19 protein-coding genes and 1 pseudogene are annotated in these 21,469 nt (G+C 68.5%); 16 read left to right on the top strand and 4 right to left on the bottom strand.

The genetic code is table 11. The features are described 5' to 3' along the window. The first annotated feature begins 175 nt into the window (after positions 1-175). The 12 genes from ACJA3G_RS00955 (at position 176) to ACJA3G_RS00900 (ending at position 10,946) form a co-directional block, all read left to right on the top strand. The gene (locus tag ACJA3G_RS00955) at positions 176-340 is read left to right on the top strand and encodes a hypothetical protein (protein ID WP_406550900.1); all 165 of its coding nucleotides are present in this window, start codon (positions 176-178) and stop codon (positions 338-340) included. A gap of 123 nt (positions 341-463) precedes the next feature. Further along, positions 464-1,666 carry a JmjC domain-containing protein gene (locus ACJA3G_RS00950; RefSeq protein ID WP_406550899.1) on the top strand — a complete coding sequence of 401 codons (1,203 nt, stop codon included), beginning with the start codon at positions 464-466 and terminating at the stop codon, positions 1,664-1,666. Further along, complete coding sequence (locus ACJA3G_RS00945; RefSeq protein ID WP_406550898.1) at positions 1,663-2,628, top strand: arginase family protein; 966 nt, start codon at positions 1,663-1,665, stop codon at positions 2,626-2,628. The genes ACJA3G_RS00950 and ACJA3G_RS00945 overlap by 4 nt, the downstream gene beginning before the upstream one ends. Then, complete coding sequence (locus ACJA3G_RS00940) at positions 2,625-4,346, top strand: radical SAM protein (RefSeq protein WP_406550897.1); 1,722 nt, start codon at positions 2,625-2,627, stop codon at positions 4,344-4,346. The genes ACJA3G_RS00945 and ACJA3G_RS00940 overlap by 4 nt, the downstream gene beginning before the upstream one ends. Further along, entirely contained in the window at positions 4,339-5,103 is a 765-nt protein-coding gene (locus ACJA3G_RS00935; protein ID WP_406550896.1) for a cupin-like domain-containing protein, read from the top strand. The genes ACJA3G_RS00940 and ACJA3G_RS00935 overlap by 8 nt, the downstream gene beginning before the upstream one ends. After that, complete coding sequence (locus ACJA3G_RS00930) at positions 5,100-5,885, top strand: aldo/keto reductase (protein ID WP_406550895.1); 786 nt, start codon at positions 5,100-5,102, stop codon at positions 5,883-5,885. The genes ACJA3G_RS00935 and ACJA3G_RS00930 overlap by 4 nt, the downstream gene beginning before the upstream one ends. Then, a complete protein-coding gene (locus tag ACJA3G_RS00925; RefSeq protein ID WP_406550894.1) occupies positions 5,882-6,856 on the top strand; it encodes an ATP-binding cassette domain-containing protein in 975 nt (324 codons plus the stop codon). The genes ACJA3G_RS00930 and ACJA3G_RS00925 overlap by 4 nt, the downstream gene beginning before the upstream one ends. A gap of 2 nt (positions 6,857-6,858) precedes the next feature. Further along, complete coding sequence (locus tag ACJA3G_RS00920) at positions 6,859-7,671, top strand: ABC-2 family transporter protein (protein ID WP_406550893.1); 813 nt, start codon at positions 6,859-6,861, stop codon at positions 7,669-7,671. Next, positions 7,664-8,470 (top strand): ABC transporter permease, encoded by an 807-nt coding sequence (locus ACJA3G_RS00915; protein WP_406550892.1) that lies wholly within the window; start codon positions 7,664-7,666, stop codon positions 8,468-8,470. Before ACJA3G_RS00920 ends, ACJA3G_RS00915 begins: the two co-directional genes overlap by 8 nt. A 14-nt stretch (positions 8,471-8,484) precedes the next feature. After that, positions 8,485-9,198: a phytanoyl-CoA dioxygenase family protein gene (locus ACJA3G_RS00910; protein WP_406550891.1), complete on the top strand. Its 714-nt coding sequence runs from the start codon at positions 8,485-8,487 to the stop codon at positions 9,196-9,198. A 210-nt stretch (positions 9,199-9,408) separates the two neighbouring features. Beyond that, positions 9,409-9,918 (top strand): nucleotidyltransferase domain-containing protein, encoded by a 510-nt coding sequence (locus ACJA3G_RS00905; RefSeq protein ID WP_406550890.1) that lies wholly within the window; start codon positions 9,409-9,411, stop codon positions 9,916-9,918. 446 nt (positions 9,919-10,364) lie between these two features. Continuing rightward, positions 10,365-10,946, top strand: a complete 582-nt coding sequence (locus tag ACJA3G_RS00900; protein ID WP_406550889.1) for a hypothetical protein — start codon at positions 10,365-10,367, stop codon at positions 10,944-10,946. A 25-nt stretch (positions 10,947-10,971) separates the two neighbouring features. Here ACJA3G_RS00900 and ACJA3G_RS00895 read toward each other — a convergent pair. The 3 genes and pseudogenes from ACJA3G_RS00895 to ACJA3G_RS00885 all read right to left on the bottom strand — a co-directional run. Then, positions 10,972-11,436, bottom strand: a pseudogene (locus tag ACJA3G_RS00895) (IS5/IS1182 family transposase); the annotation flags it as partial. Positions 11,437-11,670: 234 nt separating this feature from the next. Then, the gene (locus ACJA3G_RS00890; RefSeq protein ID WP_406550888.1) at positions 11,671-13,314 is read right to left on the bottom strand and encodes a hypothetical protein; all 1,644 of its coding nucleotides are present in this window, start codon (positions 13,312-13,314) and stop codon (positions 11,671-11,673) included. A 55-nt stretch (positions 13,315-13,369) separates the two neighbouring features. Next, positions 13,370-15,406, bottom strand: coding sequence for a hypothetical protein (locus ACJA3G_RS00885; RefSeq protein WP_406550887.1), 2,037 nt, complete (start codon positions 15,404-15,406; stop codon positions 13,370-13,372). A 43-nt stretch (positions 15,407-15,449) separates the two neighbouring features. Here ACJA3G_RS00885 and ACJA3G_RS00880 point away from each other — a divergent pair, with 43 nt between their 5' ends. Both ACJA3G_RS00880 and ACJA3G_RS00875 read left to right on the top strand, forming a co-directional pair. After that, positions 15,450-16,025 (top strand): helix-turn-helix domain-containing protein, encoded by a 576-nt coding sequence (locus ACJA3G_RS00880; protein WP_406550886.1) that lies wholly within the window; start codon positions 15,450-15,452, stop codon positions 16,023-16,025. Beyond that, complete coding sequence (locus ACJA3G_RS00875; protein ID WP_406550885.1) at positions 15,989-16,396, top strand: hypothetical protein; 408 nt, start codon at positions 15,989-15,991, stop codon at positions 16,394-16,396. The genes ACJA3G_RS00880 and ACJA3G_RS00875 overlap by 37 nt, the downstream gene beginning before the upstream one ends. Positions 16,397-16,411: 15 nt before the next feature. Here the strand turns inward: ACJA3G_RS00875 and ACJA3G_RS00870 are convergent, their stop codons facing one another. Beyond that, positions 16,412-17,344, bottom strand: a complete 933-nt coding sequence (locus ACJA3G_RS00870) for a MerR family transcriptional regulator (RefSeq protein ID WP_406550884.1) — start codon at positions 17,342-17,344, stop codon at positions 16,412-16,414. Between the two features lie 205 nt (positions 17,345-17,549). Here ACJA3G_RS00870 and ACJA3G_RS00865 point away from each other — a divergent pair, with 205 nt between their 5' ends. Both ACJA3G_RS00865 and ACJA3G_RS00860 read left to right on the top strand, forming a co-directional pair. Then, a complete protein-coding gene (locus ACJA3G_RS00865) occupies positions 17,550-19,190 on the top strand; it encodes a carboxylesterase/lipase family protein (protein ID WP_406550883.1) in 1,641 nt (546 codons plus the stop codon). Positions 19,191-20,432: 1,242 nt separating this feature from the next. After that, a complete protein-coding gene (locus ACJA3G_RS00860) occupies positions 20,433-21,257 on the top strand; it encodes a hypothetical protein (protein ID WP_406550882.1) in 825 nt (274 codons plus the stop codon). The last annotated feature ends 212 nt before the right edge of the window (positions 21,258-21,469 follow it).

Below are 21,469 nucleotides of genomic sequence, written 5' to 3'. Positions count from 1 at the left end.
AGCCTAATGTGAGTTACAACCAGCCAAAGTCGACCCGGCGCCACATCTTCTCGTGCAGCCCGCAAATAAACGGACCTCCATATTCCATTCGTCGAAAATCTGCTCCCTTGATCGCGGTCTTTCCGTGTCATAGCCTCAAAGGGAAGTGCCAACGCACCTACCAACGGAGGCAACCATGGCAAGTTCTTCCAATGACCGCACTGCAACCGACCTCGAATTCCCCGAGGTCGAGGTCCGCGTTTCCCCGGTAGCCGACCGGGCTCGCGCGACCTTCGCCAAGACGCACTCCCGCCCGAGCGTCCCGGACTTCGCGAAGTTGTTCGCCGACTCGACGAAGTAAGCAGGTCGGCAAAGTAGGTTAGCGACAAGTTATGGGTTCCGTGCGCACCGATCCTTGCGGTTCGGCGCGCACGGAATTCGCTGTGCAGGCATTCCGCAGCCGTATGAGGGTGATTCAGGTAATATGACAAAACTTGCCTCGCAGTTCGGCCGTGCCCTGTCGGCGGAGCTCGGACCGGACTTCTCAACCCATCAGGTCAGTAATGATGTCGTGTTCCGGCACCTGAACCCCTCGCTTCTGAGTGACTGCTTCTCCTGGGGCGGCCTCAACGAGATCCTGTCCCGGGGCTCCGCCGTGCCGGCAGACTTCTTTCTGTGTGCACAGGGAAAGCGACTGCCCGAGCACCAGTACAAGACGTCCCTGGACGGGCACCAAGTCTTCGACCTGCCACGGGTGTTCGCACTCATGCGGTCCGGCGCCACACTGATCATCGACTCCCTGGACCGCATCCATCCCGGCGTCCGGGCCGCGACCGACGACGTCATGCGCATCACCGGAGAGACCGCCGCCTGCAACCTGTTCGTCACCTTCGACGACGCCCAGGCATTCGACAGCCATTTCGACGAGGTCGACACCTTCGTCGTCCAACTCCTGGGCACCAAGCACTGGAAGGTCCACGGGCCGTCTGAGGAGTTCCCGCTGCCCGAATACGGCGACAGCGACCCGGTGAACTGCCCCGAGACCACCCTGTTCGAGAAGACCCTGGTACCGGGCGACGTGATCCACGTACCCCGGGGCTGGTGGCACACCGTCCGTGGAGGGGGGGAGACCAGCCTGCACCTCACCTTCACGTTCACCCGCCGCACCGGATACGACTGGCTGCGCTGGGCCGCCCGCCAAGCACTGTCCCGGGCAGAGATCCGCGAGAGCCTCGACCGCAACGCCTCCCCCGAGGCCCACCAGGCCCAGCTCGAAAGGATCATCGAGGCGTTCCTGGGCGAGGCGAAAGACCTGCCCCTGAGCGACTTCTTCGCCGCGGAGCGCCGTGCCGCCGGCGGGCGCGGCCTGGCCAGCCTGCCCTGGGACGTGAGCAGGGCCCGCCCCTCCGAGCACGACGTGGTGGAGCTGGCCCCCGTGCTGCCGCCACTGATCCACGTCGCGGGCGACCAGGTCATCATCACGGCCAAAGACCAGGAGTTCGCCCTGCCCGCCCAGCACCACCCGACGATCGAGGCCCTCATCACGGCCCGCAGACTGACCGTCGCCCAACTGGCCGCGCAGGCCGGAACACCCGTGGCGGCCGTGTCCGCACTGGTGGTGGCCCTGCTGCAATGCCAACTGGTCACCGTCTCCCACGCGGGCCCCACCCACCAGGACATCCAGTGACGGCCCCGATCCGTCCAGGCACGGGCGCGCTCGGATTTCCCTCCGCCGACCTGCACGCCGTAATCAGCGGGGAACTGACCGCCGACGCCGTCGTCCTGGGACTGCCCTTCGACGCCGGAGTGCCAGGCGTTCCCGGCCAGCGTCACGGCCCGGAGATCTTCCGCAAGCTCAGCCCCGACCACGGCTGGACCGTTGACGAGAACGGCGCCCTGGGCGGAGTAATCGACCCGGTGACCCGCGGCGCGGTGCTGTTGGGCCGCAAGGTGTTCGACATAGGCGACCTCGGCTCCGTACCGATCGATCCACGAGTCGGCCGCGGCACCTATTACCAGACCCTCACCCGCCTCTCGAAACAGCTCGCCCAGAGCGGCGCCCTGCCCCTCTTCATCGGCGGTGACCACAGCCTCTCGGCCCCGGCCGCCAGTGGAGCGGCGGCGGTGCACGGCCCCCTGCGGTTCCTCTGTTTCGACGCGCACTGCGACTTCAGCGCCCGGCCGATGCCGGACGCCACCGACATCACCCACGCCGACTTCCTCGGCCACCTGCTCCAGACCGGTGCCATCACGGATGCGGAACTGTACGGCGTACGCACCTACCTGCCCGCCGGCCACGGACCACTACCTGACGCCCTGACTTGCGCCTACGCCTACCCCTACGGCCCGGCCGAGGACGCAACAGACCTGGACGAACGTCCGACCTACCTGTCGATCGACCTGGACGTCATCGAGCCTGCGGACTTCCCGGCCACCGGGCATCCGGAAGCCGGCGGCTACCGGCTGCGCGAGCTGCTCACCGCAGTCGAGCATGTCTGCCGCACCCGGCGGGTGGTGGCGATCGACATCGTGGAGGCGCTCCAGGACGACCGGGAGAACCGCGCCACCAGCGCGACAGTCTCGGCCCTGGTCATGACCTGCCTGCGGGCACTGCTGGAACACCCTCGGGAACGGGAGACAACCGGATGAACACGGGCACCACGGTAGAAACCAACCCCGAGCAGACCTCACCTGACGAGGAGACATCCGGCGGTACCGGCATCCGCTCCCTGCACCCCTGGCAGCGACAGCTGATAGCGCAACATGACCAGCCCACCCTGCGCACGCACGCGGCGACGGCCACCGGCGTGAACGCCGGAGAGCGCGATGTCACCCTCCGCGTCCACCAGGAACGCACCTGGATCTACAAGGTGTGGCAGGGCGACCGCGACCAGGACACCCACCACCTCTACACACCCGTCACCGGCCGCATCCATGCCATCAGCCAAGAGGAAGCGCAACTGCTCCAGGCACCCGACTGGTCAGCGGCACCGGCCACGACGATCAGCCGTCTGGCATCCCTGGTCATGCCGTTCGAGGAGCCCGGCTGGCAGTTCCCGGACCTGCCGCCCGACGCGCGAGTGGACACACCACGCGTCCGCGTCCTGATGCTCAACCCCACCGAGCAGTGCAACATCCGCTGCACCTACTGCTACTACGGGGGCGCCTACGCCGACACCCGCCCCCACCAGACAGCGTCGCCGCAGGCTGACGCAGTGAAAGCCGCTATCGACCTGTTCGTGACGGGCGAGGAAAAGCTCGACTCCGCCCCCCGGGCCGTGTACTTCTTCGGCGGCGAACCGCTCCTCGCGTTCGACGAGCTGAAAAAGGCCGTGCTGGCCCTGGAGGAGCGCAAGCGCGAAGTCGGAGCCCAGCTGGACAACCTCGTCCTCCAGGTCAACTCCAACGGCATGCTGCTCACCCCGAAGATCGTCGACTTCCTCGTCGAGCACGACATCTACCTCAACATCTCCATCGACGGCCCCAACCACGACCGCTACCGCGTTGACCGGCGAGGCAAGGGCACACACGACCGCGTGCGCGAGCGCACCGACTGGCTCGCCGAGAACTGGCCCGAGTACTTCTCCTCCCGGGTCGCGCTCATCTGCGTCCTGTCCGCCCCGCTCGACGCGGCCTCCCTCTACCGCTACTTCTCCGAATGGCCGACCGCACACCGTGCTCTGGCCTGGGACTTCGACCTGATCCTGCCGGGCGGCGACCAGTCCTACGCGGACTTCGAGCAGATCTTCGGCGAGCAGCGCCGGGTGTGGGACCTCTTCGTACGCTCCCACCGCCAGACCTATGCCGAGCGCGAGCAGTCGGGGCGCTACCACTTCGCCTTCAGCCACGGATTCCTGCACCGCTCCTTCCACCGCGTGCTCAACCAGCCAGAACGCGAGGGCGGCGCCCGCCTCGGACACCTCCTCGGCATGCAGCTGATCCCCGGCAACGACTACCTGGTCCTCGGCTCCGACGGCACCCTCTACTCCTCCTACGAGTACCAGTCTCCCGACTTCGCTGTCGGCCACACCGACCGGGGAGTCGACCCCCTGGCCGGGGCCGAGCAGCTAGCCATGTTCCGCGACTCCGTCCAGGCCGGCTCCTGCACCACCTGCTGGGCGGCCCCCCTGTGCACCGTCACGGTGCCCGAGGCCCCCTTCCGGCGATCGGACTCCGCCGAAGCGGTGCGCGAGAAGGTCCTGACCAAGCGGGCCAGGTGCATGTCGGAACGGGAAAACCTGGCGCAGGCGCTGCGCGCCCGTGTCGACATCGAGCAGGAGTACGGAGACGAGGCCCTCGACGGGCACCGCGACGACTGGAGCCGCCAGCGGATGGAGGTGTCCCGTGTCGATCCCTTCTATGCATGAAGCATCCGTTGAGGCCGCCACCGCACTCCCGGCTCTGCTCTGCGGCGCCGAACCGGCTCTCCTGGAGGACGCCGGACGCCACTGGCCGGTGTACGCCGCGCTCAGCGAGGAGAACCTGCGGGCCCGTGCCGACCGCCTGGTCGAGGCCGAGGACCGGGAGCGCCGCCCCGTGACGGTCTCCCTAGCGGCAGTCCTCGACGACATGCGCGCCGCCCACCCCCAGGGGCTGTATCTGCGCCACCAGTCGGTGGCGCGGTTCGATCCCGCGCTGCCGGCCCTCGTACCCAGAGAAGTACGTCGACTCAACTGGCTGATGGCCCTCGAACCCGACGCACGCCCGGACTGGAGCTGGCTGATGATCGGCGCCGCCGGCACGAGCTCGCCCCTGCACGTCGATGTGATGGCGAGCGCCGCCTGGAACCTGCTCTGTGCCGGGACCAAGCGCTGGACTTTCCACCCCCCACAACAGGCCGAGCAATGGCAGCTGCTCCCACCCGGGTGCGCCGACGGCCACCATGACCCGCGTCCCCGCGAGTTCGTCCAACGACCCGGCGACATCGTCGTCACGCCCAGCGGCTGGGCGCACGAGGTGCACAACGTCACCGGTTCGATCGCCGTCACCAGCAACTTCATCAACCATTCCAACCTCGACTTCGCCCTGCGCTACTTCGATCTGATCGGCGACACCGACGCGCACGACGTACTCACCGCCGTCGGCGCGGCCTTCGCCCAGCAGGGGGAGGGCGGCGGACAGTGAAGCGGCACGACCTGCCGTTCGAGCTGCCCGCCACAGGTCTCGGCACCTGGCAGATGCGGGGCGAGGACGCCGAGCGCGGCGTCCGCGAGGCGATCGAACTCGGCTACCGACTGATCGACACGGCCGCCGCCTACCACAACGAGAAGGCGGTCGGTGCGGGAATCCGCAGCAGCGGAATCGACCCCGGCGAGCTCATCGTGGTCACCAAGTTCCCCGAGGAGGACGCGGGCCGCGAACGAGACGTCCTGCGAACCAGCCTCGACCTCCTCGGCATCGGGCAGATCGACCTGTGGCTGATCCACGCCCCCCTGGACGCAGCCGGATCACTGCGCATCTGGGAGCGGTTCATCGAAGCCCGGGAGGAGGGCCTGGTCCGCGCCATCGGCGTGAGCAACTTCCTCCCGCAGCAGGTGGACGAGCTGATCGAAGCCTCTGGAGTGGCCCCCGCGGTGAACCAGATCGCCTTCGGCCCCCACTACTACGACGCCGTCACCGCCCCGCATCACGCAGCGCGCGGCATCGCGCTCCAGGCCCACAGCCCCTTCAGCGAGAACGACCTGGCCCACCCCGTGCTGCGCACGATCGCCGACAAGTACGGGTGCACGGTGCGCCAAGTCCTGCTGCGCTGGCACCGGGCGCACGGCATTCCCACCGTCGCCAAGTCCCTCTCCCGTACCCACCTGACCGAGAACCTGGACGCCACCGGCCACCCGCTCGACCCCGCGGACGTGGCAGCCCTCGACGGTCTGGGCATCAACCCCACCCCGGGACAGCAAGCATGAGAGTTCAACTGGACGCCGTGCGGCGCTCCTACCAGGTACGGCGCCGCCCCGCGACGGGTTCGAAGCTCACCCGACTCATCCGCCGTGAGCACACTGAGGTCGAAGCGCTGTGCGGTATCGACCTACGGATCGAACCGGGCGAGTCCGTCGGCTACATCGGGCTCAACGGCGCGGGCAAGTCGACGACGATGAAACTGGTCTCCGGCATTCTGACCCCAACGGCCGGCCGGGTCACCGTCGACGGCCGCGACCCGCACCGCGAGCGCCGCAGGCTCTCCGCCGACCTGGGATATCTCGCAGCCCAGCGCGCCAGCCTCTGGTGGGATCTGCCCGTCAAGGACTCCTACGAACTGATCCGGCGCGTCTACGGAATTGAGCCAGCCCTCTTCCGGCGCCGCAGCGAGGAGCTGGTGGCCCGGCTCGACATCGGCAAGCACCTCAACACCCCCGTACGCGAGCTCTCCCTCGGCAACAGGACACGCGCCGAACTTGTCGGAACCCTGCTCCACGCCCCGAAACTGCTGCTCCTGGACGAACCGACGATCGGGCTCGACATCTTCGCGCGCGAGGCCATCTGCGGTCTCCTCAAAGACATCCGTGAGACCAGCGCGCCCACCATCATGATGGCCAGCCACGACCTGCGCGACGTGGAGGCCGTCTGCGACCGCATCGTCATGATCGACACCGGTCGGCTCGTCCACGACGGCAAGATCGCCGACCTGCGCGCGCTCGGCGGCGGCACCCGCCGCCTGGTCGTCCACCACGCCGAAGGCCACACCCTGCCCTCGGCGCCCGGCCTCGTCCCGGTCAAAACGGCAGCAAAAACTGTCACCACCTTCGAGTACGCCCACGGCGACCTCCCCCCGGAGATACTCTCCGCCCTCTTCTCCGATCACCACGTCCACGACGTCCAGCTGGAGGCGCCAAGCCTGGAACAGCTGATCAAGGCCCTCTACGGGAAGGCCGGCTGACGGTGCACTCGCCCCACACCCTGCGCCCCCACCTCGCCGTGGCCCGCATGCAGATCCGCCTCTCCTTCCACTACCGGACCAGGGCCTTCTCCCAAGGCGTCGGCGCCCTGCTCCTGATCGCTCTCCAGGCCGCACTGTGGAAGGCCGTGTATTCGGGCGCCGGCGACGACACCCCGGCGGGCTGGCTGAGCCTGCGCCAAACCATGGTCTACGCCGCGACGGGCACCATTTGGGTGCTGTGCCTGCCCAACCTCGGTCTCGCGCGCCAGCTCGAAACCAAGATCAGAGACGGGCGCATCACCACCGAACTACTCATGCCCATGGGTTTCTTCAGCCAGTGGTTCTCCGCCGCGGTCGGCCGTTCCCTGGGCATCACCGCGCTGGTGGGACTGCCCGCCGCAGCCGTCGGCGGCGCACTCCTGCTCCCCTTCGACCTCAGCGTGGGCTACCTCCTCCAGCTCGCCCTGACGAGCGCCATCGCCTTCGTCATCCTGTTCAACCTCAGCTACATGACCGGCCTCTCAGCGTTCTTCATCCGCCGTGTCGAGGGCCTCAATGAGGTACGCGAAGCACTGCTCCTCCTCCTCGGAGGGTCGATGATGCCCATCTCCCTCTATCCCGCACCCCTGCGCGACGCCGTGGTGTGGACTCCGTTCGCGCACGGCTTCTATACCCCCCTTGGCACCCTGGTGAAGGACCCGTTCGTCGACACCCACATCATCGTCATCGGGATCATCTGGTCCGCGCTGCTGACAGCGGCGAGCGCTCTGTGCACCCGCAGCAGCCTGCGAAAGCTGGTGATCGCCGGTGGCTGAACCCCTCACGCAGTGGAAGAGGTCGCTGGACGTCGCCTTCTTCGCGACCCGAATGAACTTCCGCAGCCATCTGGTGCACCCCGGCGAGGTGGCGCTCGCCAATCTGGGCGCCCTCGTCCAGGCAGTGTCCGGCGCAGCCGTGTTCATGCTGGCGCTGTCCACCACCGGCATGATCCACGGCTGGTCCCTCGCACAGTGGGCCGTACTCACCGGCTTCACCGCCGTGGCCCGTGCCCTGTGGAACACGGTCTTCTTCGGCACCCTGGACATCCCCGACATGGTGCGCTCCGGCGAACTCGACCACTACCTCGTCCGCCCCGCCAACCCTCTGATGCTCATCCTCTTCTCCAAGGTCGACACGGACGTCTGGATCGAGATCGTGGTCGGCCTCGCCACGATGGGAGTGGCCCTCCAGGTCAGCGGCGCCGAACTGAGCGCACAGGTACTGCTGTTCATCCCCGTGGCTCTCCTCGGCGCCGCGCTCGTCTTCGCCGCCCTGCACCTGGCCGTCACCTCGCTGTCCTTCTGGCTGCGCCAGGACGCCATGCTGTCCATGCTGATCTGGCGGCTCGACAGTTTCGCGCAACTGCCCATGAGCTTCTACCCGAAGTGGGTCCTCGCCGCGTTCTCAACGGTCGTCCCCTTCGCCTTCGTCGGTTACTACCCTTGCCTCTACATCCTCGGCAAGACGCACTCGCCCCTCGTGTGGGCGTTCCCCCTGGCGGGCCCCCTGCTCATGATCCCCGCAGTCGTGCTCTGGCGACGCGGTCTCACCCGTTACAGCAGCACCGGCACCTGATGAGGAGCCCTGAAGTGAACCATCTCGCGGCATTCGAGCGCGACGGATACCTCGTCCTGGACCTCTTCTCCAAGGACGAGGTGGCGCGGATGAAGCACATGCTCTCCGCCCTGATCAACCCGCCGGCCACCGACCGGCATCCCCGCCTGCACGTCCACGCCGCGTCGGAAACCCCCCTGCCCCGGCTCGACCCGTACAACCCCTACGCCGTCTGGAAAATCGTCAACACACCCCTCGCCGGTGACGACTGGTACGCCCTCATCAATGACCGGCGCGTCCTCGACGTCGTCGGTGAGCTCCTGGGGCCCGACATCAATCTCCACATGGGGTTCGCCCGCATGCGCCCCTCCGGGCTGCGGGCCGAGGAAGGCTGGCACCGCGACCTCGACACCGACCGGCACACCCTGCCGGAACTGGTCACCGCGCTCATCTACCTGGACGACATGGACACCGAGTCCGGCGCCACCCTGGTCTGGCCCGGCAGCCACCTCCATAACAAGGACACGCCCGCCGACCACGAGGCCATCCCGGTGCCTGCCCGCCCAGGCTCCGTCCTCTTCCTGCACTGCCTCACCCTGCATCGCGCCAGCACCAACCTGACGTCATGCCACCGCTCCATCCTCATCAACGAGTACAAGAGCGCCCGCACGACAGAACTCACCCCCAACGACGCCGCCTTCGGTGACCTGCCACTCCGCAGAGGAGGCCGCAACCTCGTCGAACTGTGACGAAGCGCCCGGGAACACCCTCTCCCCGGGCAGCCAACTCCGAGCCCGTGCGTGAGCTCCTTGAGGATCAGGGCCGGTATCCCACCAGGGCGCGTATCAGTCGCGATCAACCTTTGGGTTTGCCCTCGGGTCGAGGCCTGATCCGGTAGACCGTCTCGCGTGACGCGAGAGTGCCTCGGAATCGCACCAGTTCGAGGCAGACTTGGCCTGGTGAACTTGAGCGCACAGGCTGCCGCAGATCTCTATGAAGTGCTTCGTGGGAGGGGCATCCGGTGCTGGGTCATGGGTGGCTGGGGAGTCGATGCGCTGCTCGGCGCGCAGACGCGAGAGCACCACGACCTGGACGTACTGGTGCTTGCCGAAGACGTACCTCTCCTCGACGAGGTGTTCCGCGACCACGGCTTCGGAGTCCAGCGGGTATGGGAGGCCGAGAACCGATGGATCGAGGTGGACGGAAGCACGCGGCCGACCGCCTTTGTAGCGGGAACAGCGGAGGGCGTGGAGTTGGACGTCCACGTGATCGAGGTGGAGGCAGGCGTCGTCGTCCCATTGTGTGACGTTCCCTGGCCGTTCGATGCGGGCTCTTTGGAAGGACGCGGTGTCATTGATGGTAGGCCGGTTGCCTGCCTGTCGGCACAGACTCAGGTCGCGATGCATCGTGGCTACGAACTTCCGGAAGCCCACGAGCGCGACGTGGCCCTGCTACGACAACTCGACTGACCGGTGAGGAGCCGCTCAACCGGCGAGGTCACGGGCGGCACGACAGTACGCCCGACGTCGCTGCCGTTGCACGGCGTGACTTCGGCGGAAGTACGCTCCAGGGCGCGTATTCGATTGTGGTCAATGGGCGGTCCGCGTGAGGCCCTTGATCCAGATCATCGAAGTGCGAAGGTGGAGGCCGGCGAGGTAGCTCTCCGGCGTCTTGTCACAGCGCGTGGAGATGCCTCGCCAGGCCTTCACCTTGCTGATCAGGAGCTCGACGGCGTTCCGCTCTTTGTAGAGGTACAGCCGCTACACCCGCATCGGCGACTTCAGTCCCGCCAGCGTAACCGCGACGATGTGCCCCGGCCCAGGCCGAAGGTCGAGCAATAGTCAAGACCTCTGGACGAGGCTGCGGCTCCGCCAGCGAGTTGGATCCTATGCTGGCGGTCGTGCAGGTACCGGGTGTGAGCAGCGAGGACGAGATGGTCGCCTGCTTCTTGAGCGGCGAGCTGTCCAGCAAGAGGTTCGGCCAGAACCTCCGGTCCCACCTGGCCGAAAGCGGACAGGCCGAGCAGTTGCTGACGTATCCGGACTTCTCTGACGCTGGGGCGAACTTCGCACGTCGCGCTCTGCTCGCTGCTACGCGTGGGTACGGCGAGAACCGCGACCTGTTCGAGAACTTCCCCACGCACGTCACGTGGAACAGGGCACTTCTGTCCGCCGACGAGGCGGCCGACGCGCGTTACGTCGGCTATTCCTACTGGGTGGAACTGTCGGGTGGCAGCCGCCGGCCGACCGACGCGGCGGCACGCATCAAGGCAGGGCTACGGGCGTTCGACGTGCCCAACGAACCATTCGTCGAAGCAGCCCGCGCGCTCAGAAGAGGTGAGCGATTCCCTCCGCTCATCCTCGTAGGCGAGGGGCAGGATAACCTGGTCTGTCTGGAGGGCCACCTGCGCCTGACCGCCTGCGCGCTCGTGGGCTTCCCGAATGACCTCGAATGCCTGATCGGCTCTGCGCCAGACATGGGACGCTGGGCGCAGTAGCACGAGGGCCTGTATCTGGTGGTGATCAGAGGGTGGTTCGCGTGAGGTCGTTGATCCAGATCATAGACGCGCGGAGATGCACGCCGGCGAGGTAGCTCTGCGGGGTCTTGCCGTAGCGGGTGGCGATGCCGCGTCAGGCTTTCAGTGGTTGATCAGGCGCTCGACGGTGTTCCTCTCCTTGTGGAGGCCGGCCGACCGCCTCGGCTGCCCTCACTTCTTCCGGTTGGCGGCCTGGTCCTCCTTCTCCAAGATGACCGTCTTGATCTGACGTCGTCGCAGGTAGGTGCGGCTGCCGCGAGACGAGTACGTCTTGTCCCCGGCAACCGCGTCGGGCCGGGTGCGGGAACGCCCGACTGGCTGGCGGACCCGCACCTTCTTGAGGACCGGGATGAGGGCTGTCGGCGGCCTGCCTGGCGGTCAGAATGAGCGCGAGCGGGCGGTACTTGCGGCCGGCTACGCGGACCTTGCTGGTCTGCTCGCCGCGCGAGCGCCAGGACAACTCGCGATCCCCCCCAGGCTACGTGTCTCCACGGGCCAGTTGGCGAGGGCGCCGGAGCGGTGGGGAAGAGGCCCATCGTACCGATCCGGTAGCGGTCGGCAAGCCGGCTCCCGGGGATCCCGGGCTCGCTGATGCGAAGCCAGCTCCGCGCGGAAGGCCCCGGCGACCGGGCCGGCCGCCTCGTCACTCCCCCGGGTACCGTGCCCCGGGCTGCTCATGTGAGGTTCAGCAGCCGGGTGCCCCCTTGCCGCCGCGCTGCGGCAGGCTCAGATTGGGGGTCCCGTCGGGCCAGGTGAGGGCGATCGTCCTGGCCGAGCCATCGGAGCCGAGCTGGACCACCGGGGCGGGCTTGCCCGCGGGTTTGCCGTCGGCACGGAACGACAGCCAGCCGCTGGCACCCGGCAGCATCTGTGCGCAGTAGAACTGGTGCAGGATGCCGGTCTGCAGGCCCGGGTTCTTGAGCCCGACGGCGTCGCGCCGGCCCGCACTGATCGCCGCGACGGCCGCGTCGTGGGTGAGCATGGCCTGCCCGCTGCCCAGGTCGGATGGGTCGAAGGTGAGGGTCGCCACGTCCTTGTCGGCGGTGAGCGGCTGGCCGGTGCAGGGGTCGGGCCGGCCGGTGAACGCGGCCCAGAACTGGTCGTAGTTGTGCTTGGCGTCGGATCCGGGGCAGTCCTTGCCCCACTCGTCGGGGCTGGCGAGCGCGGTGTAAGCGACGGTGACCCGGCCCGAGGCGATGCCGTTCAGCACGCCCTTGTCATGGATGGACTCCGAGGCGTCGTCACCGGCGAGGATGTGCAGCTGGGGAATCCCGCAGGGCGCGCCCTGCACCCAGTTCTCCACGAACGCCCCGAGGTCGCGGCCCCGGCCCGCGAAGTAGACCACGGATGGGGCGGCCTGGCACAGGTTGGCGTGCATGAGGTTGAACTGCTGGACCAGGTAGTCCTGGCGGCCCGTTCCGGCGGGCAGATCGCTGGGTGAGGTGTACGGGAGCACGGTCACGGTGCGTTTCGGCGCCGTGAACTTGCTTTTGGCCGCCTCGGCGAGCGTCTGTGTGTAGTCGTCGCCCGTGACACTGTCCGCGACGACAGCGAGGGAAGTCACGGCCGGCTTCAGGGTGGACACGTATTGGTTCGCGGCGATCACCGAGTCCGCGTTGGTCGGGGAGACCCGGAACATGTCGACGATCTGCTTCTTGCCGGTGGGGTCGGCCGGGTCGAGGTTCATCGAATCGCCCGTCACCGTCGATCCGATGACGGGAATGTGCAGCTGCGTGGAGATCGCCGCGGCGGCGTGCCGGGTCTGCTCGGTGGACTGGCCGAGTCCGACGACCGCCGAGATGCGTTCGGCGCTCATCTGCTTCTTCAGGCTGGCCACGGTCGAGGCCCACGAGCCGTACTGGCTGCCCATGTTGGCGAGGTACAGCTTGATGGCGGGCGTACTGCCGTAGGCAGCGGTGTTGTTGGCCCGCCACACGGCGGTGAGCGCGCCCTCGATGTTGGGGTAGAGGGAGTCGTAGGTCAGGGTGTCCACATCGGAGACGGGCGAGAGGTCCAGCATCAGGACGACGCTGGTGTACGGGCCCTTCACCGTGTCGTTGGCCGACTTGACCATTTGCTCCAGCTCCCGCATCCGGGCGGGTTCGTGGTCGGCGAACGGCGCGCTGTCGATGTTCACGCCCGCGCAGGCGAGTGGCGTCCCTGTCGCGGTCATGCCCGTGCCGCAGGTCAGCGAGGGCGGGAAGAGACGGCCGTAGCCCCAGCGGCCGCCGAACACGAGCCCGGTCAGGATTGCGAGCGCCGCGAGGAGCGAGAGGACCGGGTGACGGCGCAGCCGGCCGAAGCGGGGGTTGCCTACAGCAGGTGGCATGGACACTCCTTGCGGTGCGGTCGACGGGTGCGGGGTTGCCGCGCCCGTCGCGGGGCTAGGCGAAGGCAGCCGCCGCCTGCTGGAGCGGACTGACGTCCAGCAGGCGGGAGTTGTGCGCGAGGCGGGTGAAGCATTCCTGGATCTCGCCGTCCCAGCGCCGGGTGTGCTCGGTCAGCGGATCGTTGTAGAGCCACAGCAGAGCGAGCAGTTTGGCCGTGGCCACCGCGAGGACGGTCTGCCCGCCGTCCTCGACCCCGCCGAGCAGGGTGGCGTACGCCTCCTGGGGCGAATGCTCGTACAGCAGTCGGCAGGGCGCCGAGGAGAGGTAGTCGAGCAGGCGGATCCAGGCACGGTGGTCCTCGTCGAACCGGTCGGCCAGCGCCGCGGCGACCGGCGCGAAACGGCCGAGCGCCAGGTCGTGGAAGAGACTTCGCTCCACGGCCGCCGCGTCGCCTCCGGGAAGTGGCAGCGCGGTCAGTTCGAAGGACTGGGCGGCGAACACCTCGTGCCAGGGGCCCGTCCCCGCAGATCGCGCGGGCCGGGCGGCGTTCAGCGCGGCGAGCGCGGAGCGGGCCAGCCAGGGGTGCAGCGTGGCGGGGCCGTCGGCGTCGCCCCAGCCGATCCCCCGGATGCGGGAGGGCCGGTGGGTGAAGGTGCTCACCCACAGGTGCCGGCGCAGGAGTTCCAGGGCGCGCGGCAGTTCCGTCGAGGCCGCGGGCAGCCGGGGGTCGTGTGCGGTGCGTACGTCGGCGAGGTAGGCGGCGGCGAGGACGACCGCGGGGGCGGTGTGCCAGGTGCCGCCGGGCACGGGCAGCCCTTCGGGCAGGCTGGTCTCCAGGGCGTGCGACCACAACGGGGTGCCGTCCTCGTCGGCCGGCGCGAGCAGTGACACGGCCGGACCGTGCGAGGCGGGGTGCGCGGCGAACGGTTCGTCGAGTACGGCGGAGACGGCGCCCCGATGGCCTCCGGTGAGCCGGTGGACGACGGATGCGGGCAGCGGCCGGGCGGCCGACGGGTCGGAGCCGTCCATCGCGTACCCGACTTGCTCCTCGGTCATCGGGTCGAGCCATACGGGGTACCACCAGGCGGCCGCGGGCCCGCGCTCGACGGCGACGGCCGCGTCGTTCTCCCGGGCCCACAGCGTCCGGGTCGCCCGGGACAGCAGCGGGATCCGGCGCTGGGGCGTAGCGGTCAGCGGCGCCGAGCGCCAGGGCTCGCACCACCAGGACGTCCATTCGGACTGCCACTGCTCGCACGCGGCAAGGACAAGCAGCGGGTCCGCCGCACCCGAGCCGTCCATGTCGGCGAGTTGGTTGCGGGAACGGGCGGCGGCGAGTTCGGTGAGGAAGCGGCGTCCGGCCGGGGTCTGCGCGCCGTCGGCCAGGAGCACCCAGGCGTGGTCGTGCCGGTCGCGACGGGCGCCGTGGGCGGGCAGTACGCAGGAGCAGGCGGAGCGGAGCGGCGGATGGCGTTCGGCCTGGTCCTTGACATCGGCGAGGAAGGCGGCCATCAGGGGGCCGACCGCGGCGGACCGCGATGTGGAACTCAGCCTGATGAGCGCGTCGATGGAGCGCGCGGACTCCGCCTCGGGAACGCTGATGTGCCACCTGAGCGCGTCCCGCACGCCCCAGCGGGCGGCGCTCTGCAACAGGGATCCGATGACGGGCTTGGCCTTCTCGCGCACGGCGGAGACGACTTCCCGCGTGGGCCCCGAGACCAGGGGGCTCAACGCTCCCTGGGCGACGACGTCCATGGTGGTCGCCGCGGCGTGCTCCACCCCGGCGGCGAACCTGCCCGACCGGGTGGTGCGCGTGTACTGCTGTATGAGCTCACGTATCTGGTCGGCGGCCCGGCCCCGGTCCGCGTCCAGGTTCTCGTTCAAGGCGAGCAGCCCGAGTCCGAAGCGGTGGAACACCGGCCCGCGGCGCAGGTTGTCCCAGCCGCGCATCATCTGGAACGCGACGAGGGCAGCCGCCGAGACCGGGTCGACCGGGTTCTCCTCGAAGTCGAGCCCCGCGTGCACCACGGTCCCGCCGCACGCCCGCGACACCGCACGCAACAGATCGGTCTTGCCGGACTGCCGAGGCCCCAACAGCGCGACAATCGGCTGCCGTTGCCCCGGATACCGCCACAACATGTGCCGCAGGAACGCATCGGCGCCCCCTGCCGCATCAAGATCCCCCACCGCACTCACCGCCCCCCGGAATCGACACGCACAAGGCGTACCTTCCGCATCGATTGACACGGAAGGTAACACCGTAGGGACTCGCCGCGACGGGTGTTCCGCGACATCCGCGCGGGCGATTCGCGGCCGTGCGGCAGTTGAGGGGATTTGGGGAGCCGGGCAGGGTTCGGGGCGTCCCGTGTCACGTCGTGGGCAGCGCGGTGACCGGGGCGGTGCTGAGGCAGGGAAAGTGCCCCAGAACCAAGATTCAAGAGACGTTGACGCCCGAGGATGTGGGGGTGCCCCCTGCCGGGAGCGGCGCCGTGTGCCAGGTCTGCGGCGCGAAGTATTGGCGCTGCTGGCGGGAGTGAGCGCGTCCTACTACACCTGGCTGGAACAGGGGCAGTCGCTGAACGCCTCCCCGAGGCTCGATACGATTACCCGCGCCCTGCGACTGGAGGAGGCCGAGCGCCTGCACCTGCACGACCTGGCTCGCTTGCGAGGCAGGTCGTGGCCGAGGGCAGACGACCGGCACCCGAGCGGGTGACGGAGGCGACCAGTCAGCTGCTGGACGCGCTGGCGTCCACCCCCGCGATCGTCACCGGCCACCGCAGTGAGGTCCTGGGATGGAACCTGCCGGGTCACGCGTTGTTCGCCGGGCACCTCGACCGCGCCACCCCGGACGTGACGGCGCGGCGCCCGAGCATGACCCGGCTGGTGTGCCTCGACGCCCACACCCGTGAGCTGTACGCGGACTGGCCGAGCAAGGCCAGGGCGGCGGTGGGAAACCTGCGCAGGGTGGCGGCCCAGTACCCCGAGGACGCCGCGTTGCACGCGCTGGTGGGCGAACTGAGGGCGAAATGCGAGGAGTTCGCTGCGATGTGGCCTGATCATCGGATCGGACGGGGCTTGTGTTGATCGCGGCTCGGCGGCTCAGAAGACAGATTTCGCTCGGGCAGCTTCGGCGATCGAGATCGACAGTCCTTGGGTCAGCCATCTATGAGCTACCGTCATGTTCAGCACGCGCCCGCCCGTGACGGTACCGACCAGGGCCCAATAGCGTTCCAGGCGGGGGTCGAAGCCGGACGACCTCGACACCAGCCCGTGCAGGTGTACGCGGAAGGCAGCGGAGTCCGACTCGCGCCGGGCCCGTGCGTGAGCGGATACGAACGCGTTCACCGCCTCCCCGGCACTGGGCGGCAGACCTCGCGCCACAGCGCTTGCCGTGAGGACGGCAACATCGTCGATCTCCTCGTAGAAAGCCCGGGCGTCCCTCATCTCGTCGCCGTGATCCTGGGTCCAGCGGTTGAAATCCGGTGTGGAGATGAGCAGATGCAGCTGGGCGTAGGCCAGGACCGTCGCGGGATCAGGATTCTGCGGTGGGCCTGGTGACAGCATGGCGATCATGATGTCCAGCCTCGGCTTGGGCATGGCCGCCGACAGCTCGCGATGCCAGTGATCGGTGAGGGTGCGATGCGCCTGCGGAAGCCGCTGCACGCGCGAGAGGATCTCCAGACGCCGGAGCCGTTCCTCACCCGGGCAGTCGTCCAGGGACTGGAGGGCGGCCTGACGCCAGTGCAGTTCGGCCAGTCGCTCCTGCACCGCTTCGAGCTCGGATGACACCAGTTCGCCGAGGGAGCACTCACCGGTGACAACCTGCGTGATGGTCGCGATCGGCGTATCCAGCGCCCGCAGGCGTCTGATGAGCTGGATCCGCTCCCACGCCTCAGGGCCGTATCGCCGATGCCCGCCGGTGCTACGGCCGGCCACGGGCAGCAGACCGCTGTCGGAGTAGTAGCGGAGGGTCTTGACCGGAACTCCGGTTCCGGCCGCGAGTTCTCCGATGCTCCACGAGTCGTGCGTCACAGTGTCTTGAACCTCCAGTGCGCGGGAGGTTCTAGCGTATTGAGCACTGACCGAGCCGGTCCGCACCATCCCCCCGCCCAGGCCTCGTTCCGGCCTGACCGGCTTCGTCCCCTCTCATCCGACCCCGTCCAACCAAGAACGGTGGGTACGTATGTCCCCGACCATGACAGCAGCGCAGCCCCGCCGACGGGGCAGGCTCCGTGCGGTGCTCTTCCCCTTGCTGAGCACGGTGGCCCTTCTCACCGCCACCGCCGCAGTACCGGCGACCGGCGCACAACCCGCTACCCCGCACTCCGCGAGGCAGACCAGTACCGTCGTACGGACCGACCATGGCCTGCTGCGAGGTGTGCCGCACGGCTCGTACACCACCTTCGACGGCGTTCCCTACGCCGCACCACCGACCGGACCGCTGCGCTGGCGTGCCCCGGTGGCCGCCGCCCCGTGGCAGGGAATTCGGGATGCGACGGCGCCGGCTCAGCGCTGCGTGCAGATGCCGACTCCCGGAGGGGGTGCGGTCGTCGGGTCGGAAGACTGCCTCTATCTCAACGTCACGATGCCGACATTCCAGCCGTCCGGCCACAAGCGGCCCGTGCTGGTGTGGATGCACGGCGGTGCGTTCCTGGGGGGTGCCGGCAGTGACTACCGCACCGAACAACTGGCGGTCCGGGGTGACACGGTCGTCATCACGGTCAACTACCGGTTGGGGATCTTCGGATACTTCGGCCACCCCGCATTGGGCTCCGCCCCACCATTCGGCCTGGCGGACCAGCAGGCCGCTCTGCGCTGGGTACGGGAGAACGCGGGGCACTTCGGCGGTGATCCAGGCAGTGTCACGCTGTTCGGTGAGTCCGCAGGCGCCCTCAGCATCTGCGCGCACCTCACCTCACCGACAGCAGTCGGACTCTTCCACCGGGCGGTGCTCCAGAGCGGTTCCTGCCTCATGTCCTTCCCGCGCGGCGCCCTTGGACCCGGAACACCGGCGTACGAACCGTTCGCCGCACAGCGCGATGTCCAGACGGCCGGTGCACAAGCCGCCCGGCAGCTGGGCTGCACCGCGGACGCCAGAGACGAGGTGCTGGCCTGCCTGCGCGGGCAGAGCACGGATCGCCTCGCCACCACGCAACTGATGCAGTCCTTCAACCGGCCCGCCTTCGGCAACACGCTGCTGCCCCTGGCGCCGGGTCGGGCGCTGGCTTCGGGGCACTTTCACCGCGTGCCGGTCATCCAGGGCACCAACCACGATGAAATGCGGATGTTCGTCGGTCTGTCGCTCGCCGCGTTCCCGATCCGCACCGAGGACGACTACCGTGCCCGTCTGGTGGACGCCTTCGGGCCGGCAGCCCCGGCCATCGAAGCGCGGTACCCGGCAACGGGCCACCCAACGCCCGCCCTGTCCTGGGCCGTGGTGCTGACCGACCGATCCCTCACGTGCACCACCTTGGCGGCCGATCGGGCCATCGCCGCTCACGCACCTGACCTTCCCGTCTACGGTTACGAGTTCAGCGACCCGGACGCTCCGGTCCTCGCCGGCCTGCCCACGAACCCCGGCTTCCCCTACGGCGCGGCGCACGGCTTCGAGCTGCCGCTCCTGTTCTCCTCCTTCCCCACCGAGCGACCGCTGACCGAAGCCCAGCGCGCCCTGTCCGACCACATGGTCGACTACTGGACGAACTTCGCGCACACCGGCAACCCGAACAGCCCCGGCGCCCCGCCCTGGCCTGCCCTGCGCTCCTCGTCACCTCTCGCGCAGCCGGTGCAGTCATTGACTCCCGGACCAGGCGGAATCCACCCCGTCGATGCCGCCTCCGCCCACCACTGCCCCTTCTGGAGCCACCTGCCGCACTGACCGACCAAGCGGTGGTGGGGCCGCACAGGCGGCACCACCAGCAGGAACGTCCCGCGTCGGAGCTGCCGGAAGTAGACCGCTACGGGGGCCTGGACGCATCCGAGGCTCTCGTACAAGGCGCGGGCGCCCGCATGGAAGGAATCTCCGCCCATGCCGATCTGGACAGCCTCCGTGCCAAGCTTCCGGATCCCGCCGAACGCGTGCTCGCACAAGGCCCTGCCCACGCCGTCTCGGGGACAGCCAGTCGTAGAGCGTGGAATTCCCGACATGCAGGCCGATCGCCAGGCCCCGACGGAGAAGGTTTCCCCGCCGCTTCGTACAACTCCCGAAGTAAATTCCAGAGTTCATTCGAGCCCGGCCGCCGCGTCTCCCACCATGCCTCCCCCGGGTGGATGCAACAGGCCCGGCAAAGTCCGGATGCGCCCCCTCATCAGGTTAGTCATCCCCTGCCGTGGTCGGGGCAGTTCGCAAACCCCCCGGAAGCACCTTCATTGCCCTGCCGCCCGGCGGTGACCAGCCGCCGACTCAACTCACTGGAGCCCACGATGACGAACAACGGATCTGCGACCGGCCCGACCAACCGCCTCAGGGCCGTCCTTGCCTTCGCCGTCCGTTTGCCGTCGGAGCGGTATTGGGCGCCACCCGCTCCCTGTGCGACTGACTGCTCAGGGAGCGGTGGAGCAGAGGTGCTGCAGGAAGAAGGCAGCCGCCTCCCCGCCGACCCGAACGCGGGCACCTGGTGGGCAGGTTCCGCAGCGAAGAACTCGTCGTGGCGGACGACAGGGCCGGCCGAGCAGCCACTCGCCGTGGGAGTGTGCTCCGAGTACGACCTGGTGTCCACTGCGAATTGATGAACCGTCGCGGCTACAGCTGCTCTGCTTCGCTTTGGCGGAAGGGCGGCGGGAGGCAGCACGACGCCGAGGTGAGGAGATGCGGCCGTCACGGACGAGCGCAGTTCATCGCGGCAGCGACACCGTAGGCGTCCTTGACGGCCCACCTCGGACCGGACACGTCACAGCCGGGCGGTGAGCAGGCGCCGACGCTGATCGTCACGAGGGCTCCGGCCCTGGCTCGCAGGGAAGAACGCCTGAACGCCGTCTACTTCATCCGAGTGAATAACCGGCTCATCGCCCCAGGTGGGAGGGCCTTTGAGGCTGGGCATCCCTACACTGGCCGATGATGAAAGCACTCACACAACCGGGCTCGGTGGCCTCCCATCTGCTATTCCGCAAACTCCCCCAGGTGACGCTGCTGTTCTGGCTGCTGAAGTTGGTGGCGGTCACCCTCGGCGAGACCGCCGGCGATCTGCTCGGCATCACCTTCGGCCTCGGCTACGCCACCACCGCCATACTCTTCCTCGGCTTCTTCGCTGCCGTGGTGACTGCCCAGGTGCGTGCAGCCCGCTTCCATCCGGCGCTGTACTGGTCGGTCGTGCTCGGCACCAGCATGGTCGGTACTGAGGTCTCCGACTTCCTCAACCGCGGTTTTGGGCACGGCAGCGCGCAGCACGGCGTCGGCTATGCCGCGGGCGCGGTGATCCTCACCCTTGTGCTGGTAGCGGTCTTCCTGCTGTGGTGGCGCACCGGACAGACCTATGACGTTGAGAACATCGCCAGCCGAACCGGCGAGATACTGTACTGGGTCGCCATCCTGGCTTCCAACACACTCGGCACCTCCACCGGCGACTGGCTCTCGGACGATACCGGGCTGGGCTTCACCGGGGCCTTCCTGGTGATCTGCGGCGTGCTGCTGCTCCTGCTGGCCGCGCACTACCTGACGGCCGTGAATACGACGCTGGTGTTCTGGCTCGCCTTCATTCTGACCCGGCCCTTGGGGGCGGCCGGCGGGGACTCGCTGACCAAGCCGGCTGTCGAAGGCGGCCTCGGCTGGGGCACGGCCGGGACCAGCGCGGCGCTGACCGCCCTGCTTGCGCTGTTGATCGGCGTCCAGGCGGTCCTTGTGCGGCGCCATCCGCCAACCCCCCTACCGGCCCCAGTGGACCGCCGCACCGGCCGGGCCCAGCGGCCCGGCGGCGCGCCGGTCGCGCCCCTCACTTCTTCCAAGTGACCTCAGGATTGTCATCCTGGTTCAGCCAAGTGGCGGAGGCGGGGTTTCGGGCACACCTTCCAGGCCGAGACGCGCACCTACGTCAGCCGCCTGAACAAGGGCGAGACCTACACCCACCACGCGAGGCTGCACGGCCTGCGCCCCGAGACCTCGTACGGGCACGAAATCGTCCACGTCGGCCTCGTGGCTCGCGAAGGCGTCACACAGCACGG

The sequence above is a fragment of the Streptomyces sp. YS-3 genome, from assembly GCF_045257485.1.
In the GTDB taxonomy this organism is placed as follows: domain Bacteria; phylum Actinomycetota; class Actinomycetes; order Streptomycetales; family Streptomycetaceae; genus Streptomyces.
The sequence above is the reverse complement of the archived record's forward strand: the minus strand, read 5'-3'. Positions and strand labels throughout refer to the sequence as shown.